The organism is Actinoplanes sp. URMC 104, from assembly GCF_051386375.1.
Lineage (GTDB): Bacteria > Actinomycetota > Actinomycetes > Mycobacteriales > Micromonosporaceae > Actinoplanes.
This window is the reverse complement of the sequence record NZ_JBPQTO010000002.1, coordinates 290933-309797: the sequence shown is the minus strand read 5'-3', so window position 1 is coordinate 309797 and position 18865 is coordinate 290933. Positions and strand designations below refer to the sequence as shown.

Below are 18865 nucleotides of genomic sequence, written 5' to 3'. Positions count from 1 at the left end.
ATTGGCCCCGACTGGAACCTATCGAGTCCAGGTACGCCCCGAGTTCCCGCTCAAGACGACCGCCGAGCTGGCCGACTACCTGGCCGACCTCGGGGTCAGCCACCTCTACACGGCGCCGATACTCACCGCGACTCCCGGTTCCGAACACGGCTACGACGTCGTCGACCACTCCCAGGTCAGCCCGGCGCTGGGCGGGGCTTCCGCCCTGGCCGAGCTGTCGGCCGCCCTCAAGAGCGCCGACCTGGGGCTGGTCGTCGACATCGTGCCCAACCACGCGGGCGTGGCCGACCCGGCCGCGAACCCGAGCTGGTGGGACGTCCTGAAGCGCGGTCGCGAGTCCGAGTACGCGGAGTTCTACGACATCGACTGGTCGCGCGGCAAGCTGCTGATCCCGACCCTGGCCGACTCGCCCGACGCGCTCGACGACCTGCGCGTCGAGGACGGCGAGCTGCGCTACTTCGACAAGCGGTTCCCGATCGCCGACGGCACCGGCGAGGGCACGCCGCGCGAGGTGCACGACCGGCAGCACTACGAGCTGGCCAACTGGACCCGCGGCGACAGCGAGCTCAACTACCGGCGGTTCTTCGCGATCGTCGACCTGGCCGGGCTGCGCGTGGAGGATCCGAAGGTCTTCGACGCCACCCACGCCGAGATCCTGCGCTGGGTGAACGAGGGCCTGGTGCAGGGGCTGCGCATCGACCACCCGGACGGGCTGCGCGACCCGGGGGCGTACTTCGAACGGCTGCGCGCCGCCGCGCCGGAGGCCTGGCTGGTAGTGGAGAAGATCCTGGAGCCGGGCGAGGAGCTGCCCGACTGGCCCGTCGCCGGCACCACCGGCTACGACGCGCTCGCCGAGGTCGGCGGCGTCTTCGTCGACCCGAGCACCGAGGCGTTCTTCGACACCCTCCAGCACCACCTGACCGGCGGCGTCACCTCCTGGCAGGACCTGGTGCACGAGACCAAGTACACGGCCGCGACCACGCTGCTGGCCGCCGAGCTGGCCCGCATGGCGCGGCTGGCGCCCGAGGTCGAGTCGGCCCCGCGCGCGCTGGCCGAGCTGGCCGCCTGTTTCCCGGTGTACCGCTCGTACCTGCCGGACGGCTCGCGCCAGCTCGCCCGCGCCCGCGCCGAGGCGGGCCGTCGCCGTCCCCAGCTCATCCCGGTGCTCGACCAGCTCACCAACCGGCTGCGCAACCCGGACGACGAGCTCGCCGCGCGGTTCCAGCAGTTCACCGGTGCGGTGATGGCCAAGGGCGTCGAGGACACGGCGTTCTACCGCTGGACCAGGTTCACCGCCCGCAACGAGGTGGGCAACGACCCCACCGACTTCGGCGTGACCCCCGACGACTTCCACGACGCCAACGAGCAGCGCCGGCGCCACTGGCCCGAGGCGATGACCTCGCTGTCCACCCATGACACCAAGCGCAGCGAGGACGTGCGGGCGCGGCTCGCGGTGCTCTCCGAGGTGCCGGGCGACTGGACCGAGGTCGTGCGCCGCTGGGTGCGGATCGCCCCGCTGCCCGACCCGGCGCTCGCCCACCTGGTGTGGCAGGCCGCGGTGGGAGCCTGGCCCATCTCGCGCGAGAGGCTCCAGGCGTACGCCCTGAAGTCCGCGAAGGAAGCGGCCAACGTGACCACCTGGACCAAGCCCGACGAGGCGTTCGAGACCGCGCTGCGGGAGATGGTCGACCGCATCTACGACGACCCGGCGCTGCACCGCGAGGTGTCCGACTTCGCCGCGTCGATCACGCCGCCCGGCTGGGTCAACTCGCTCGGCCAGAAGGTCGTGCAGCTGACCATGCCCGGCGTGCCCGACGTCTACCAGGGCACCGAGCTGTGGGACTACTCGCTGGTCGACCCCGACAACCGCCGGCCCGTCGACTTCGCCGCCCGCCGCGAGCTGCTCGCCCGCATCGACGACGGCTGGCTGCCGCCGGTCGACGAGACGGGCGCCGCCAAGCTTCTGGTCACCAGCCGCGCGCTGCGGCTGCGGCGGCAGCGGCCCGAGCTGTTCGGCGGGTACCGGCCGGTGTACGCCGAGGGCCGCGTCGGCGAGCACGTGCTGGCCTTCGACCGCGGCGGCGCGGTGACGATCGCCACCCGGCTGCCCGTGGGTTTGTCACGTCACGGTGGCTGGGGCGACACTGCGGTGTCACTCGATGGTCACAGCTGGACGGAAGTCTTCACGAACACCAGCTACGGCGGGAACCGCCTCTCGGTGGCCGAGCTGCTGCGTACCTATCCCGTCGCACTCCTGGTGAAAGAGAAATGACGCAATTCGAGGTGTGGGCACCGGAGAAGACCGTACGGCTTCGCGTCGACGGCCAGGACCGGGAGATGGAACGCGGCGAGGACGGCTGGTGGCGGCTCGACGTGCCCTCCGCCGGCCCCGGCGCCGACTACGCGTACCTGCTCCCGGACACGGAGAACCCGCTGCCGGACCCCCGCTCGCCCTGGCAGCCCGACGGCGTGCACGGCCCCAGCCGGGTCTACGACCACAGCGCGTTCGCCTGGACCGACCAGGCGTGGACCGGGCGGCAGCTGCCCGGCTCGGTGCTCTACGAGCTGCACATCGGCACGTTCACGCCCGAGGGCACGTTCGACTCGGCGATCGAGAAGCTGGACCACCTCGTCGACCTCGGCGTCGACCTGGTCGAGCTGCTGCCGGTGAACTCGTTCAACGGCGAGTACAACTGGGGCTACGACGGCGTGTGCTGGTACGCGCCGCACGAGGCGTACGGCGGGCCCGACGGGCTCAAGCGGTTCGTCGACGCGGCGCACGCCAAGGGCCTGGGCGTGGTGCTCGACGTGGTCTACAACCACTTCGGGCCCAGCGGCGCGTACGCCCCGATGTTCGCCCCCTACCTGAGCGAGGCCGGCTCCAACCCGTGGGGCTCCTCGGTGAACCTCGACGGCCCGCTCGCCGGCGAGGTGCGCCGCTACATCATCGACAACGTGCTCATGTGGCTGCGCGACTACCACGTCGACGGCCTGCGGCTCGACGCCGTGCACGCGCTGGCCGACCACTCCGCGATCCACCTGCTCGAGCAGATGGCCGTCGAGGTCGAGTCGCTGTCCGCGCACCTGCGCCGCCCGCTGTCGCTGATCGCCGAGTCCGACCTCAACGACCCGCGGCTGATCACGCCACGCGAGGCGGGCGGCTACGGCATCGACGCGCAGTGGACCGACGACATTCACCACGTGTTGCACGCGCTGCTCACCGGCGAACGGCAGGGCTACTACGGCGACTTCGGCTCGCTCGAGTCGCTCGAAACGGTGCTGACCAGCGCGTTCTACCACGCCAACACGTGGTCGAGCTTCCGCGGCAGGCGGCACGGCCGGCCGATCGACCGCACCCGGACGCCCGGGCACCGGTTCGTGGCGTTCCTGCAGGACCACGACCAGATCGGCAACCGCGCGATCGGCGACCGCATCTCCGCGACGCTCTCGCCGGGCCTGCTCAAGGTCGGCGCCACGCTGCTGCTCACGTCCCCGTTCACGCCGATGCTGTTCATGGGCGAGGAGTGGGCGGCCGGCAGCCCCTGGCAGTTCTTCACCAGCCACCCCGAGCCCGAGCTGGCCGAGGCCGTGCAGAAGGGCCGCCGGCGCGAGTTCGCCTCGCACGGCTGGGCCGAGGCCGAGGTGCCCGACCCCCAGGATCCCGAGACGTTCCTGCGCTCCAAGCTCAACTGGGACGAGCCCGGCAAGCCCGGCCACGCCGAGATCCTCGACCTCTACAAGCGGCTCATCGCCCTGCGCCGCAGCCGCCCCGAGCTGACCGACCCGTGGCTCGACCAGGTCGAGGTCTGGCACGGCGACCAGCACCTCGTGATGCGCCGCGGCCACACCGCCGTCGCCGTCAACCTGGCGCCCGCCGCCCAGACGGTCTCCCTGCGCGACGTGCCCTCCAAGGTGCTGCTGGCCACCTCCGAGGGCGTGATGCTGCAGCGCGACCGGGTGGAGCTGCCGGCCGAGAGCGCTGTCGTGGTCGCTTACCGCTGACCCGTCCCGGCTGGGGCCGGCTACGGGCCGACGGAGTGCTCGCAGCCGACGGTGACGTAGCTGCGGGTGAGGTGGCAGGTGTCGGTGCCGGCGCCGGCCTCGAGGCGGTCGGGGTCGTCCGCGTCGGTGTCCGAGCCGCTGACGAGGTCGTCGCCGTCGCCGCCGTACAGCTTGTCGGCGCCCTCGTTGCCGTCGAGGGGACCTGGGCGCCGGACGGCTGGGAGGGGCGGAAACCGTCGCCGCCCGCGCCACCGTTGTACGTGTCGTTGCCCGGGCCGCCGGTGAAGGTGTCCTTGCCGTTGCCGCCGAGCACGACGTCCGTGCCGGGACCGTCCTTGATCTCGTCGTTGCCGTTCCCGCCGGACACCCGGTCGTCGCCGGAGCCCGCGTCGATCTGGTCGTTGTGGTCGTGGCCCCAGATGGCGTCGGCGCCGTCGCCGCCCTTGAGGATGTCGGCCCACGGCCCACCGGTGAGCTTGTCGGCGCCCGTGCCGCCGTCGGCCGAGAGGGGCATGCCGGTGTGCCGCATCGGATCCCCCGTGGCCGTGTGGAGCAGGCATCATAACCGCTCGGGCGCATCGTGACGATCAATGCGTGGCGGCCCGGAACGGGGATCCGAGCGGAAAGGTCAGCGGTGCAGAACGGTGCGCTCGACGGCTTCGGGGGCGGGATCGGCGGGACGGGCGCCGCGCCAGCGCTGGCTGAGGCGGTAGGCGAAAGCGCGGGTGCCGTGGATCGTGCCGGTCGGGTGGAGGTCGGGTGCGGTGTTGCGGATCGGGTCGAAGGCGAGTTCGGCGTCCGTACGCTCGGAAAGGGGCTCTCCCAGGCTGACGCGGCCGAAGGCGCGGTCGCCGGCGTAGAGCGTGATCCGGCCGCCGGTGACGGAGTCGAGGTCGCGGCCCAGCGGGGCGTCGCGGTCGGCGCGGGCGGCCATGTAGACCTTGTGGCCCGTGCCGGTGCGGAACGGGGTGATCGAACCGTAGTACGTGTCGAAGGTGCGCCGCGGGGACGGCAGGTGACGGGTGAACCGGCCCTCGCCGCAGGTCGACAGCAGCAGGTCGAACGGCCGCTCGCCGTCCACGCGTACGGCCAGGCCCCGGACGTCGGCACGGCCGCCGGGGGTGCCGGCGCCCTTCGAGAGGCGCACGGTCGCCCGGTACTTGCGGGGGGTGGACAGAAGCTCGGCATCCTCACCGATGCCCCACACCTCCAGCTCACCGGTGAACGAGCGGCCGAGCGGGTGCAGCGATCGCTTACGGCGGGAACGCAGGGCAAAGGCACCGAGGGCCACGGCGGCGACGGCGATCAGGGGACGCTTCATGCCGGTGACCTACCCGTTCGGCGGGTGAAATCTCGTCGCGAGCCGGACGGGACGCCACACCGTGACATTCATGCGGCACGATAGGCGCCCATGGGTTCGGAACGCAGCACGGGGACCGGCCGTTTCACCTGGCCGGTGCGACGCCGTACGCCCCCGGGGCCGGAAGGCACCGCCGAGGACATCGCGGTGCAGGACGTCGCGGAGCGCGAGGCGGCGGACCGGCGGCTGCCCCCACCCGAGCCGGAGCCGCTCATCCAGCCGCCGCGCTTCAACCTGGCCGCGTTCCGGCTGGCCGCGCTGGGTCTGGCGCTGGTTCTCGCGCTCGCTCTGGCGCTGGTGCGGCTGTTCGTGGGCGGGCCGCCGTCGGTCGCCGACCTGCGCGAGCAGGCCGGCGTGGAGGAGTGGACCGAGCTGCCGATCGGGGTCAAGGACGACCAGCCCGGTACGGCCCTGCGTGATCGGAACGGGCGGTGGAGCGGCTTCGACATCGACATCGCATACATGATCGCCGAGGACCTGGGATTTCGGCGGTCGGAGGTCAAGTTCTACGCGATCGAGAGCGAGGACCGCCCGCGCATGCAGGCCACCGCGCCGGACGGCAAGCGGGTGCCCGTGAAGCTGGTGATCGCGAGCTTCAGCATCAACGCCGAACGGAAGGCGACGGCGGGCGTACGTTTCTCGTCGCCGTACCTCTACACCGAGCAGTCGGTGCTGACCCTGCGCCGCGACAAACACCCGCGCGTCTCGACCATGGCCGACCTTCACGACGAGGGAGTCTGCTCCATCTCCTCCTCGACCAGCGAGAAAGCGGCCAAGGAGTTCGGGGCTGATCTCATCTCCCGGAACCGGATCAGCCAGTGCATCGAGGATCTTCGCGCCGGCCGGGTCAAGGCGGTGACGACCGATGCCGCGATTCTGGCCGGTTACAAGGCTCGCTCCCGGGAGGAATTCGATCACTGGGACGTCGGATTCCCGGCGAACGAGACGTGGGGCGTCAACGTGGGGGACAACCCGGCGCTGGAGAAGCTCGTCGACCTGACGCTCTACCGCTCGTACGCCGATCCGAAGGACTCGCGCTGGGAGGAGGCGTACGACCGGAATTTCCAGTCGGAGGTGGCCAACAACGACGGCGCGCCGATCGCCGTGGCCGAGCAGCCCCGGGTCGTACGGCCGGACATCCGGGAGCAGCCGTGGGAGGACATCCTCGGATGAGCGACAGCATCTACGTCAAGGGCGGCCCGATCCCCGCCCGGCGCCGCCGCGCGCAGCTCAACTACCTGCTCACCGTGCTGCCCGCGTTCCCGCTGGTGCTGCTCGTGCTGCGGCTGTGGTACCTGAGCCGGCAGGACCTGCCCACGATGCTGCTGCTGGTGCAGTACATCTCGCCGCTCGGCATGATCAGCGCGCTGTTCATCACGCTGATCTGGAGCGTGCCGGCGGTCGTGCTGGTGCTGCGGCTGCTCGGCAGCGTGCTGCTGGTCAGCGCGCCCGAGGACGCGGGCCGGTCGCTGCTGGCCGTGACCGCGCTGCGGATGCCCGACTGGGTGGTGCTGCTGGCCGCGATGCTCGCCGCGTTCACCTGGCAGCTGCGGCTGTTGCCCCTGCTCGGCATGCTGATCGTCGCCATCCTGGGGCTCACCGGCGTCCAGCGGTTCCACACCGAACGGTGGCTGATGCTGTGGATCACCGTCGGCGTGCCGGTGCTGGTCGGCGTCCTGGTGCTGATCTTCGTGTGGCCGGGCATCGTGCAGGCCTTCCGGCTCGGCGAGACGTCCACGGCGCTGCTGCTCGGGGTGCCGCCGCTGCTCGGACCGCTGCTCACCGGCCCGGTGCCGGCCCGCGCGGCGCGGCTGGTCACGCACTGGCCGGCGACCGCCGCGGCGCTGGTCGCCCCGCTGGCGATCGGGGCGGTGTTCCTGCGCGCGCCGGTGCTGCCCAGCAGCGCCGTCGAGGTCGGTGCGGACGGGCAGCCGGCGTCCGTCCTGCGCGGTCAGCTGATAGCCGTCGACGACACCTCGACGACGGTGCTGGAAGATGGTGGACTGGTGAGGTTCATCCCCAACGACGAGGTGCGTTCCAAGACGCTCTGCCCCGAGCCGGTGCGGCCGCCCGACAGCGCCGTCGCGGTCCGCGGGTGGGCGGTGACCGACTCCGCCCTGTCCTGGATAGCGCCCACACGCCCCCTGACGGAGGTCGATCCGCGGTGCCTCGGCAGACCGCTCAGTCCCAGGTGACGGACTTTTCCGGCGACGCGCCGCCGACCGCGTGCAGACACGGTTGCGGTGATCTGGGAAGCTGCACGCCATGACCTTGCACATGCGGTGGGCGGCCGGCACCGATCAAGGACATGTCCGGAGCAACAACGAGGACTGTTACTACGCCGGTGACTGCCTTCTCGTCGTCGCCGACGGCATGGGCGGGATGGCCGCCGGCGACCTCGCCAGCCGCATCGCCATCGAGGCGATGACGCCGCTCGACACGCCCATCGAGAACGACGAGCAGATGGACGCGCTGCACCGCGCGCTCGAGGTCGCGAACGGGCGCATCGCCGAGCAGGTCGAGGCCGACAACAGCCTGCAGGGCATGGGCACCACGCTCACCGCGGTCATCTTCTCGGGCACCCGGGCGGCGATGGCGCACGTCGGCGACTCCCGCGCCTACCTGCTGCGCGAGGGCCGGCTCAACCAGCTGACCAAGGACGACACGTACGTCCAGATGCTCGTCGACCAGGGGCTCATCCGCCCCGACGAGGCCGCCGACCACCCGCGCCGCTCGGTCGTCACCCGCGTGCTGCAGGGCGAGCCGGTCAGCCCGGCGTACGTGATCGTCGAGCCCGAGGCGGGCGACCGGTGGCTGCTGTGCAGTGACGGCCTGACCGCCGTGGTGAGCAACGAGACCATCGAGCAGGAGATGCTCGCCGCCGCCGACCCGAAGACGTGCTGCGAGCGGCTGATCGACCTGGCGCTGCGCGGCGGCGGACCGGACAACGTCACGGTGATTGTCGCCGATCTGACTCCGGCGGACTGAGCACTCTTCGTACCGCCCGGGCCTGCGGTAGGTTACAGCGGCCGCGACGAGGGGTCCCGCGGCTGCATGGGTGGTGATGATGACGGCGCGACTCTTCGTCACGCTGGCGATCGTCCTGGGGGTGACCGCGCTCGGTGAGCTGATCGAGCCGCGGGGCGGCCGTCTGTACGCGGACACCGCTCAGCTGGTCGTGGGGGCGGCCGCGGCGTCGATCTGCTTCGCGGGCGCGCGCAGCCGGGCCGGGGTGCAGCGCCGCTGGCGCCTGCTGATCGGCGCCGGCCTCACCGGCTGGACGCTGAACCGGCTGTGGTGGCTGGTCCAGGACGTGGCAGATCCGGATCGGGCGATCACCGCGGTGACCGACATCGGGTTCTTCGTGCTGCCCGCCTGCCTGCTCGTGGCGCTGCTCCAGGCCCCGTACACCCGTCCCCGCCCGGCGCCCACCTCGGTGCGCCGCGACCAGGTCGCCCTCGTCATCGACAGCGTGCTGATCGCGGGCTCGCTGCTCGCGCTGGCCTGGTCGCTGGTGCCGCGCGACTGGCTGCATTGGGACGGGCGGCCCACCTCGCTGATCGTGGCGGCCGCCGCGTACGCGATCGCCGACCTCGTGCTGGCGACGATGGTGCTCCTGCTGCTGCTCACCCGGCCCGACTCGCGCGCCGGGCGCAAGCCGATCGCGCTGGGCGGGCTGGCCGTGCTCGCGCTGGGGGTCAGCGACACCCTGCGGCTGGTCAACCTCGCGGACGGGGCGCTCTCGCCGTGGCAGTCGGCCGGGCACCTGCTCGGGGCGGCGCTGCTGGCGGTGGCGGCGCTGTCCTCGCCGTCGGCCCGCGGGCGTACGGTGGCCGACTCCGGCGAAGGGGAGTGGCTGCACCTCGTGCTCCCGTACATCCCGGTGACCGCGACCGGCGTCATGATCGCGATCAACAGCGGGGCCGGCAAGCCGCTGTCGCCCTTCGAGGCGTACCTGGGCTGGCTCGGCCTCGGGCTGGTCGTGGCCCGGCAGATGTTCACGATCGTCGACAACACCGTGCTGCTCGACCGCGTGTCGGAGGGGCAGCGGCGGCTGCACCACCAGGCGTACCACGACCCGCTGACCGGCCTGGCGAACCGTGCGCTGTTCCGCGAGCGGCTCACCGGCGCGCTCGGCGGTCCGGTGGCGGTGCTCTTCGCCGACCTCGACGACTTCAAGCTGATCAACGACAGCTTCGGGCACGCGATGGGCGACCGGGTGCTGCGCGCGATCGCCGAGCGGCTGCAGAGGTGCGTGTCGCCCGCCGACCTCGTGGCCCGCCTCGGCGGCGACGAGTTCGCGGTGCTGCTCGACCACACGCCGGCCGACGCCGAACCGGCCGGGCACCGCATCCTCGCGGCGCTGCGCGAGCCGTTCGTGATCGACGGCCACACGTTCGGCGTCGGCGCCAGCATCGGCCTGGTGGTGCCCGAGCCCGGCGAACCCCTGACCGCGGACGCGTTGCTGCGCCGGGCGGACGCCGCGATGTACGTGAGCAAGCGCCGCGGCAAGGGCGCGCTGGCCCGCTACTCCGGCACGGGCGACGGCGGGCCGAACGCCGACCTGCCGCATCTGCTGGCCGAGGCGCTTGCCTCCGGCGAACCGTCGCGGGCCGGGTTCGAGGTGTTCTACCAGCCGATCGTGCGGTTCGCCGACGCCGCGACGGTGGCGGTCGAGGCGCTGGCGCGGTGGACGTCGCCGGTGGCCGGCCCGGTGCACCCCGACGTGTTCGTGCCGGTCGCCGAGCGCACGGGTCTGGTGGGCGCCATCGACGACTTCGTGCTCGGCCGGGCCTGCGCGGACGCGGCGGCGCTGTCGGTCGTGTACGGGCGTCCGATCGACATGCACGTCAACGTGTCCGCGGCCCGGCTGGGCCGGCCCGGCCTCGAGGAGTCGGTGGCGGCCGCCCTGGCCCGCAGCGGCCTGCCCGCGGCGCGCCTGGTCCTCGAGATCACCGAGACGCACCGCATCCAGGACCTGGCCTCGGCCGCCGCGGTCGTCGCGCGCCTGCGGGCGTACGGCGTCCGCATCGCCCTCGACGACTTCGGCAGCGGCTTCAACGCGCTCGCGCAGCTCCACTCGCTGCCCGTCGACATCGTCAAGCTCGACGCCACCCTGACCGACGTCGACATCGCCCCCGACCGGGCGGGCGCGCTGTGCCGGTCGGTGCTCGCCATCTGCACCGACCTGGACATCGTCGTGGTGGCCGAGGGCATCGAGACCGCCGCGCGGGCCCGCGCCCTGGCCGAGCTGGGCTGCCTCGTCGGTCAGGGCTACCTGTTCGGCCAGCCGGCGCCCCTGCACCGCCTGCGGCCCCCGTCGATCCCCTCGCCGTCGCTGCCGCCCTCGTCGGCCGCCCACCTCGCCAACTGACCCACCCGCGCGCCCGGCCCGGCCGGGTGGCTCATCGGCCGCGCAGGTTCGTCGGGCGGGTGGCTCATCGGCCGCGCGGGTTCGTCGGGCGGGTGGGCTCGGCGGGGTGGTTCATCGGCCGCGCGGGTTTGTCTGGCCGGGTGGCTCATCGGCCGCGCGGGTTCATCCGGCGGATGGGCTCGGCGGGGTGGTTCATCGGCCGCGCGGGTTCGTCCGGTGGGTGGGCTCGGTCGGGTGGTTCATCGGCTGCGCGGGTTCATCGGCTGCGCGGGTTCATCGGCCGCTCGGGTTCGTCGGGTGGGTGGGCTCGGTCGGGTAGTTCATCGGCTGCGCGGGTTCGTCCGGCGGGTGGGCTCGGCCGTGGTCGGGTCCTCGGGCCAGGGGTGCCGCGGATAGCGGCCGCGCAGTTCGGCCCGCACCTGCGGGTAGCCCTGCGCCCAGAACGACGCCAGGTCGCGGGTCACGGCGACCGGGCGGCCGGCGGGCGAGAGCAGGTGCAGCAGCACCGGGACGCGGCCGTCGGCCAGGCGGGGCGCGTCGCGCCAACCGAACGCCTCCTGCACCTTGACGGCGAGCACCGGGGCCGCGGCATCGGCGTAGTCGATCCGCACGCGCGAGCCGCTGGGCACGGGGAGCCGCTCGGGAGCCACGTCGTCGAGGCGGCCCGCCACCGACCAGGGCAGCAGCCGCCGGAGGCTCGACGCCACGTCGATCTTGGCGAGGTCGGCCCGGCGGCGGGCGGCGCCCAGGTCGAGCCAGTCGCCGGCGCTCGCGAGCAGCGCCTCGTCGGACACGTCGGGCCACGGATCACCGAGGGCCGCGTGCGCGAAGGCCAGCCGTTCGCGCAGCTCCACCGCGCCGCGCGACCAGGTCAGCAGCCCGAGCCCGGCACGCCGGAGCCCGTCGAGCAGCGCCGCCCGGACCCGCGCCGGGTCGGGGTCGGCGAGACGCCGCTCCACCAGGGTGATCGCGCCGAGCCGCCGCACCGTGCGGGCGACCACGTCGCCGTCCACCCAGCCGATCTCGGTGTCCTCGGTGAGCAGGGTGGCCGCCGCCTCCACCGCGGTGGCCTCGTCGAGCGGCACGGCGGTCCGGATGCGCGCCGTCCGTGCTCCCGCCGCCCGGTCCGCCGACGCGATCGCCAGCCAGCCGACACCCGCCAGCGCGCTGCCCGCCGGCAGGTCGGCCGCGGTGCCGCCCGCCATCAGGTACGTCCGGCCGCCCGGCTCGCGCACCCGGGCCACCCGCTCCGGATAGGCCAGCGCCACCACGAGGCCCGCGGCCAGGTCGTCCGGCAGCCGCCTGGGGCCGACGGACTGCAACCCGGTCGTCGCCTCCCGGCTCGCTCGGGCCGCCCCGGCCGGCGAGCCGGTTCCGCTTGTTCGAGCCGCCTCGGCTGGAAGGTCGGCTCTGCTCGTTCGGGCTGCCTCGGCCGGCGAGCCGGTTCCGCTTGTTCGAGCCGCCTCGGCTGGAAGGTCGGCTCTGCTCGTTCGGGCTGCCTCGGCCGGCGAGCCGGTTCCGCTTGTTCGAGCCGCCTCGGCTGGAAGGTCGGCTCTGCTCGTTCGGGCTGCCTCGGCTGGAAGGTCGGCTTCGCTCGTTCGGGCCGCCTTGGGCGGCAGGTCGGCTCCGCTCGCTCGGGCGCTCGCGGAACCGGCAGCGGCGTCCGTGACGTCGGGAACCGACTCGTCGGAGGCATTACGGTCGAGGGTGGCCGTCAGCCGGGTGACCTCGGTGCGCCAGGCGGGGTCCCGGTCGGTGCGGGCGCGGCGCCACCCGGCGGTCAGGTCGTCGGAGGGCGAGGAGCGGTCGTCGTCGAGCAGGGCGACGATCTCGGCGGCCCGGCGGGCGCCCACCAGCGGCGCGCCGTCGAGCAGCGCCCGGGCCAGGCGGGGGTGCAGGCCCGCGTCGGCCAGCGACCGGCCGCGGGCGGTCACCCGGCCGGCGGCGTCGACCGCGCCCAGGTCGCGCAGCGTGGCGACGGCCGACTTCAGAGCGCCGGGCGGCGGCTGGTCGGGCAGGGCGAGCCCGGCGCCGTCGGGGTGGCCCCACAGCGCCAGGTCGAGCGCGAACCCGGTCAGGTCGGCGGCGGCGATCTCCGGCTCGGGCTGAGCCGGCAGGCGGTCGTGCTGGGCCGCCGACCAGCAGCGGTAGACCCGGCCCGGGGCCTCGCGACCGGCCCGGCCCGCCCGCTGCACGGCCGCCGCCCGCGACACCGGCACCGTCGCGAGGGCGCCCAGGCCGCGGGCGTGGTCCATGCGGGGCACCCGGCTCAGCCCAGCGTCGACCACCGCCCGTACGCCCGGAACTGTCAGGCTGCTCTCGGCGACTGCGGTCGCCAGCACCACGCGCCTGCGCGCCCCCGGTCGCAGCGCCGCGTCCTGCACCGCGGCGGGCTGACGGCCCTGCAGCGGGATCACGTCGGCCGCCACCCCGCCGAGCCGGCCCGCCACGGCGTCGATCTCGCCCGCGCCGGGCAGGAAGACGAGCACGTCGCCGTCGCCCTCGGCCAGCGCGCGCCGGCTGGTCGCGGCCACGTGGTCGAGCAGGCGCGGGTCGACGCGCAGGCCCAGCGGCGGGGTGATCGGGCCGGCCGGGGGCGCCCAGTGCTCCTCGACCGGATGCAGCCGCGCCGACGCCGTCACCACCGGCGCCGCGCCGAGCACCTCGGACAGCCGGCCCGCGTCGGCCGTCGCGGACGTGGCGAGCAGGCCGAGGTCGTCGCGCAGGGCGGCCCGCACCTCGACCAGGAAGGCCAGCGCGAGGTCGGTGTCGAGGTGGCGCTCGTGGCACTCGTCGAGGATCACGACGTCGACGCCCGCCAGCTCGGGGTCGCGCTGCAGGCGGCGCACGAGAACACCGGTCGTCACGACCTCGACCCGCGTCTGCCGCGACACCTGGCGGTCGCCGCGCACCGTGTAGCCCACCCGGCCACCCGGCCGCTCGCCCAGCAGAGCGGCCATGCGGCGCGCCGCGGCCCGGGCGGCCAGCCGGCGCGGCTCGGCCACCAGCACCCGGCCGGGCAGCGCGAGCGGCACCAGCGTCGTCTTGCCCGTGCCGGGCGGCGCCACCAGCACCGCCGCGCCGCCGCCGGCCAGCACCTCGCGGACCCGCGGCAGCACCGGGCGGATCGGAAGGTCGGGCAGAGCGTCGTCGGTGATGAGCACGCGACCATCCTGGCCCACGGGTCCGACAGTTTCGCGCACCGGGCGGGATGTCCACAGGCCGGAGGCGCCGCGCAGAAATTGTCGGGCAGGCGTGGCAAGGTGTCGGGCATCGGAAAACCGGACATCCGGGCCGCGAGGCCTGCTTGACTGATCGACACAGGAAGGGGGTGCCGATGGACCCGGTCGAGGTGTTCAACGCGCTGCCCGCCGCTCGTCTCGAGCGCGACCTTCTCGCCTGCTGCGCCGCCCCCGCGTGGGGCGCCGCGGTCATCGCCGGGCGGCCCTACGACAGCCGGGCCGGCATCCTCGCCGCCGCCGACGCCGCCTCGCGCGCCCTGCGGTGGGACGAGGTCCGCCAAGGGCTCGAGGCCCACCCGCGCATCGGCGAGCGGGCCGCCGGCGACTCACCGGAGGCCGCCTGGTCGCGCCGCGAGCAGTCGGCCGCCGCGCGCAGCGCCGACGAGACCACGAGGGCGGCGCTGATCGAGGCCAACCGGGCGTACGAGGAGAGGTTCGGCCACGTCTTCCTGATCTTCGCGAGCGGGCGCACGCAGGAGGAGATCCTCGCCGCGGCCCGCGAGCGCCTGGGCAACGACGAGGCCACCGAGCGGGCCGTCGTCGCCGACCAGCTCCGCCGGATCGCGCTGCTGCGGCTCGAGCAGGTGCTCGATGCCCTCTGACGCCGGCACCGCCACCGACCACGCCCGCATCTCGACGCACATCCTCGACACGGTCAGCGGCGAGCCGGCCGCGATGTTTATGTGCGGTTGGAGCGCCGCGACTCGCACGGGTGGGGGACGATCGCCGAGGGGCGGACGGACGACGACGGCCGGCTGCGCTTCCAGGTTCCGCTGCACGACTGGCAGGCGGGCGGCTACCGCCTGTTCTTCTACGTCGAGCCCTACCTGGGCGGCGACTGCTTCTTCCCGGAGATCACGGTCGCGTTCCACGTCCACGACCCGGAGCGGCAATATCACGTGCCGCTGCTGCTCAGCCGCTACGGATACACGACCTATCGAGGGAGCTGAACGCGCGTGGCGATCGTGCTCGGAGAGAACCGGTACGGCAAGGCCGGGACGCGGCTGGTCCGCGTCACCCGCGACGGCGAGACGCACACGCTGGCGGACCTCACCGTCGGCATCGCCCTCTCCGGCGACCTCGCCGCGACCCATCTGACCGGCGACAACTCGGGCGTGCTGCCTACCGACACCATGAAGAACACGGTGTACGCGTTCGCGAAGGAGCACGGCGTCGGCGAGCCCGAGGAGTTCGCGCTGCGGCTGGCCCGCCACTTCGTCGAGACCCAGACGCAGATCCGCGCCGCCCGCGTCGGGATCGAGGCGTTCGGGTGGGAGCGGCTGGGCCCGCACTCGTTCCGGCGTCAGGGCGACCACACCCGCACGGTCGAGGTCACCGTGACCGTCGAGCAGACCCAGGTGGTCAGCGGCATCCGGGGGATGGTCCTGCTCAACTCGACCGGCGCGGAGTTCCACGGCTTCCCGCGCGACCGCTACACGACGCTGCCCGAGACCACCGACCGCATCCTGGCCACCGAGGTCGACGCCCGCTGGCGGCACCTGAGCGACGACGCCGACTGGGGCAAGTCCCACGCCGGCGCGGTCGAGGCGCTGACCAGGGCGTTCGTGACCACGCACAGCTACTCGCTGCAGCAGACGCTGTTCGCGATGGGCAGCCGGGTGCTCACCGACCGTCCCGAGATCGCCGAGGTCCGGCTCGCGCTGCCCAACAAGCACCACTATCCGGCCGACCTGTCGCCGTTCGGGCTGGGCAACGACAACGAGGTGTTCATCGCGGGCGACCGGCCCTACGGGCTGATCGAGGGCACCGTCACCCGCGACGACGCGCCGCCGGCCATCACGGAGTGGTACCCGTGATCGTCGTCGAGAACGTCGCGGTCGCCACGGTCGACGCCGCCGACACGTATCACGCCGACGGCCACGTCGTGGTCGGCGACGACGGCCGCATCGCCGCCGTGGGCGCCGGGCCGGCTCCCGCGAGCGACGGGGAGGCTCGCCGGGTCGACGGCGCGGGCTGCCTGGTCACCCCCGGCCTGATCAACACCCACCACCACCTCTACCAGTGGGCGACCCGCGGCCTCGCCGTGGATGAGACGCTGTTCGGCTGGCTCACCACCCTCTACCCGATCTGGGGGCGGCTCGACGCCGAGGTGGTCGGCGCGGCGGCCGGCGCGGGTCTCGGCTGGCTGGCGCTGTCCGGCTGCACCACCTCGATGGACCATCACTACGTCTTCCCGCGCGACGGTGGCGACGTGCTCGAGGCCGAGATACAGGCCGCCCGCCGCATCGGGCTGCGCTTCCATCCGGCGCGTGGCTCGATGGACCTCGGCCGCTCCGACGGCGGCCTGCCGCCCGACAACATCGTCGAGGGCACCGACGAGGCCCTGGCGGCCACGGAGCAGGCGATCGACCGCTGGCACGACCCCTCGCCGGGGTCGATGCTGCGGATCGCGGTCGCGCCGTGCTCGCCGTTCTCGGTCACCGAGCGGCTCATGAGCGAGGCCGCGACCCTGGCGCGGCGCCGGGGCGTCCGCCTGCACACGCACCTCGCCGAGACCGACGACGAGGAGGACTTCTGCCGCGAGCGGCTCGGCTGCACCCCGGTCGAGTACGCGGAACGCCTCGGCTGGCTCGGTGACGACGTGTGGCTGGCCCACGGCGTGCACCTCGACGACGCGGCGATCGCCAGGCTGGGCGCCACCGGCACCGGCGTGGCGCACTGCCCGAGCTCGAACGCGCGGCTGGGCGCGGGCGCGGCCCGGGTGCGCGACCTGCTCGACCACCGCGTGCCGGTCGGGCTGGGCGTCGACGGCTCCGCGTCGCAGGAGGCCAGCCACCTGGGGGAGGAGCTGCGGCAGGCCCTCTACACGGCCCGCACCCACGGCGGGCCGGCGGCGCTGAACGCCCGCGAGGCGCTGCGGCTGGGGACGATGGGCGGCGCCCGGTGCCTGGGCCGCGAGGACGAGCTGGGCTCGCTCGAGGCGGGCAAGCTCGCCGACCTGGTGGTGTGGCGGCTCGACGGCCTCGGCCACGCGGGCATCGACGACCGGCTGGCGGCGCTGGTGTTCGGCCCGGCCGCCCCGGTCGAGCTGGCCCTGGTCGGCGGCCGCCCGGTCGTGGAACGCGGCGAGCTCGTGCACGCCGATGCCGCTACGCTGGCCCGCGAGGCGGCCCGCGCACACCGGCGCCTGCTCGACGCGGCCCGCTGATCGCCCGGCGACTTAAGGCAGACTTAAGGAAAAAGCCCGGGAAAAACGTTATCGGGAATCGACATCGCGGCGACCTGCGGCGCTGCGCAAAGCCATTCCTAATTCTTTCTCCACACGTTGAAACAACTATCTGACCTCGGCATACTCGCTCTCGAAACGGCCCTGGAAAACGGCAGAGACGAGAGATCAGAAGAATGCGACCCGATCCCCTCCACGTCGCCCCGTCCCACCCCCGCACCCGCCGCCGCGTCACCCGCGTAGCCCTCGGCGCGGCCGTCGCCGCGACGCTGGGCGCCAGCGGCATCTACATCGCCAACGCCAACGCCGCCGAGACCGACGTCCCCGGCCGCCTGCAGGCCGAGGCCTACTCCGCGCAGTCCGGCGCGCAGACCGAGAACACCGGCGACGCCGACGGCGGCAAGAACGTCGGCTGGCTCGGCAACGGCGACTGGCTGCGCTACGACGACGTGACCGTCGGCAGCACGGTCACCGCGCGGATCGCCTCCGACAACGCCGCGGGCGGCTCGATCGAGCTGCGGCTGGGCTCGCAGACGGGCACGCTGCTCACCACCATCCCGGTCGCCAGGACGGGCGGCTGGCAGAGCTGGACCACGAAGAGTGCGACCGTGCAGGCGCCGGCGGGCAAGCAGACCCTCTTCGCCGTCCTGAAGAGCGCGCAGGCGGCCGACTTCGTCAACATCAACTGGTTCACGCTGGACTCGGCGCCGGCGGGCACGCCGACGTCCGCGCCCACGGCAGCCCCCACGACCGGCCCCACCGCCGCGCCGACCACGAGCGCGCCGGCCGGCGAGGGTGCCGGCTGGGTCGTGATGGACCAGGCCAAGTGGCAGGCCCAGCTGGCCGAGTTCAACGCGATGAAGCCGAAGGCGATCACCAACAACCCCGTCCGGGTCGCGGAGTTCAACGCGTCCTGCACGGTCAGCCACGCGGCGAGCGACGACCCCATCGTGCTGCCCGGCCTGCCCGGCGGCTCGCACCGGCACTCGTTCCTGGGCAACGACTCGACGGACGCCTTCACGACCACCGACACGCTGCTGAAGAACGCCGGCTCGAGCTGCAAGCCCGGTGAGGACCGCTCGGCGTACTGGATCCCCAGCCTGCTCGAGAACGACAAGGTCGTCGAGCCGCACGGCGTGACCGTCTACTACGGCTCGCGGCTGCCCGACACCACCAAGACCGTGCCGTTCCCGCAGGGCTTCCGCATGATCGTCGGAGACGCCAAGAAGCAGGTCGCCACCCCGAAGGGCGCCCCCGGCCAGTTCTGGTGCGCCGGCGCCGGCGGTGAGATCGGCCGCAGCGCCGACGGCAACTGGCCGGTCTGCGCCAAGACCGCGGAGATCACCTTCCAGCTGACCTTCCCCGACTGCTGGGACGGGGTGCACCTGGACAGCCCCGACCACAAGTCGCACGTCGGACCGGCCGACTCGTCCGGCAAGTGCAGCGGCAAGTTCCCGGTCGCGATCCCGTCGCTGTCGTTCGTGATCGGCTACCCGACCTCGGGCTCCGCCGCCGGCCTGAAGCTGAGCTCCGGCAACGCCAGCTCGATGCACGGCGACGCGTTCTTCGCCTGGGACAACGCCGCCCTCGGCCACCGGGTCAAGGACTGCATCGTCCAGAAGGCGAAGTGCGACACCTTCGGCAACTTCTAGGAGGGGCAGCCGGGGCGGGCGCGCCCACCGTTCCCAGCGCGCCCGTCC

Annotated in this window: 13 protein-coding genes and 1 pseudogene; 11 read left to right on the top strand and 3 right to left on the bottom strand. The window is 73.4% G+C overall.

Translation table 11 applies throughout. The features are described 5' to 3' along the window. Position 1: 1 nt before the first annotated feature. Complete coding sequence (treY, locus tag ACSNN8_RS02435) at positions 2-2272, top strand: malto-oligosyltrehalose synthase (RefSeq protein ID WP_436646663.1); 2271 nt, start codon at positions 2-4, stop codon at positions 2270-2272. After that, the gene (gene treZ, locus ACSNN8_RS02430; RefSeq protein ID WP_436646662.1) at positions 2269-4002 is read left to right on the top strand and encodes a malto-oligosyltrehalose trehalohydrolase; all 1734 of its coding nucleotides are present in this window, start codon (positions 2269-2271) and stop codon (positions 4000-4002) included. The genes treY and treZ overlap by 4 nt, the downstream gene beginning before the upstream one ends. 247 nt (positions 4003-4249) lie before the next feature. Here treZ and ACSNN8_RS02425 read toward each other — a convergent pair. After that, positions 4250-4516 (bottom strand): annotated as a pseudogene (locus tag ACSNN8_RS02425) (calcium-binding protein); the annotation flags it as partial. A 114-nt stretch (positions 4517-4630) separates the two neighbouring features. Then, entirely contained in the window at positions 4631-5323 is a 693-nt protein-coding gene (locus ACSNN8_RS02420; protein WP_436646661.1) for a hypothetical protein, read from the bottom strand. A 90-nt stretch (positions 5324-5413) separates the two neighbouring features. Here ACSNN8_RS02420 and ACSNN8_RS02415 point away from each other — a divergent pair, with 90 nt between their 5' ends. The 4 genes from ACSNN8_RS02415 (at position 5414) to ACSNN8_RS02400 (ending at position 10736) form a co-directional block, all read left to right on the top strand. Next, on the top strand, positions 5414-6535 hold the full coding sequence (locus tag ACSNN8_RS02415) for a transporter substrate-binding domain-containing protein (protein WP_436646659.1): 1122 nt from the start codon (positions 5414-5416) through the stop codon (positions 6533-6535). After that, positions 6532-7557, top strand: coding sequence for a hypothetical protein (locus ACSNN8_RS02410; RefSeq protein WP_436646657.1), 1026 nt, complete (start codon positions 6532-6534; stop codon positions 7555-7557). Before ACSNN8_RS02415 ends, ACSNN8_RS02410 begins: the two co-directional genes overlap by 4 nt. Before the next feature lie 70 nt (positions 7558-7627). Continuing rightward, a complete protein-coding gene (locus ACSNN8_RS02405; RefSeq protein ID WP_436646655.1) occupies positions 7628-8350 on the top strand; it encodes a PP2C family protein-serine/threonine phosphatase in 723 nt (240 codons plus the stop codon). 79 nt (positions 8351-8429) lie between these two features. Beyond that, entirely contained in the window at positions 8430-10736 is a 2307-nt protein-coding gene (locus ACSNN8_RS02400) for a putative bifunctional diguanylate cyclase/phosphodiesterase (RefSeq protein WP_436646653.1), read from the top strand. Positions 10737-11056: 320 nt separating this feature from the next. On the opposite strand, the gene ACSNN8_RS02395 is transcribed toward ACSNN8_RS02400, so the two are convergent. After that, positions 11057-13900, bottom strand: coding sequence for an ATP-dependent RNA helicase (locus ACSNN8_RS02395; protein WP_436646652.1), 2844 nt, complete (start codon positions 13898-13900; stop codon positions 11057-11059). 173 nt (positions 13901-14073) lie between these two features. Here ACSNN8_RS02395 and uraD point away from each other — a divergent pair, with 173 nt between their 5' ends. From uraD to ACSNN8_RS02370, 5 genes are all read left to right on the top strand, one after another. Then, positions 14074-14580: a 2-oxo-4-hydroxy-4-carboxy-5-ureidoimidazoline decarboxylase gene (gene uraD / locus ACSNN8_RS02390; protein ID WP_436646650.1), complete on the top strand. Its 507-nt coding sequence runs from the start codon at positions 14074-14076 to the stop codon at positions 14578-14580. An 81-nt stretch (positions 14581-14661) separates the two neighbouring features. Then, complete coding sequence (locus tag ACSNN8_RS02385) at positions 14662-14928, top strand: hydroxyisourate hydrolase (RefSeq protein ID WP_436646648.1); 267 nt, start codon at positions 14662-14664, stop codon at positions 14926-14928. A gap of 6 nt (positions 14929-14934) precedes the next feature. Next, a complete protein-coding gene (gene pucL / locus ACSNN8_RS02380) occupies positions 14935-15795 on the top strand; it encodes a factor-independent urate hydroxylase (RefSeq protein ID WP_436646646.1) in 861 nt (286 codons plus the stop codon). After that, positions 15792-17147 (top strand): 8-oxoguanine deaminase, encoded by a 1356-nt coding sequence (locus ACSNN8_RS02375; protein ID WP_436646644.1) that lies wholly within the window; start codon positions 15792-15794, stop codon positions 17145-17147. The genes pucL and ACSNN8_RS02375 overlap by 4 nt, the downstream gene beginning before the upstream one ends. 194 nt (positions 17148-17341) lie before the next feature. Further along, a complete protein-coding gene (locus ACSNN8_RS02370; protein ID WP_436646643.1) occupies positions 17342-18817 on the top strand; it encodes a DUF1996 domain-containing protein in 1476 nt (491 codons plus the stop codon). Positions 18818-18865: the final 48 nt, after the last annotated feature.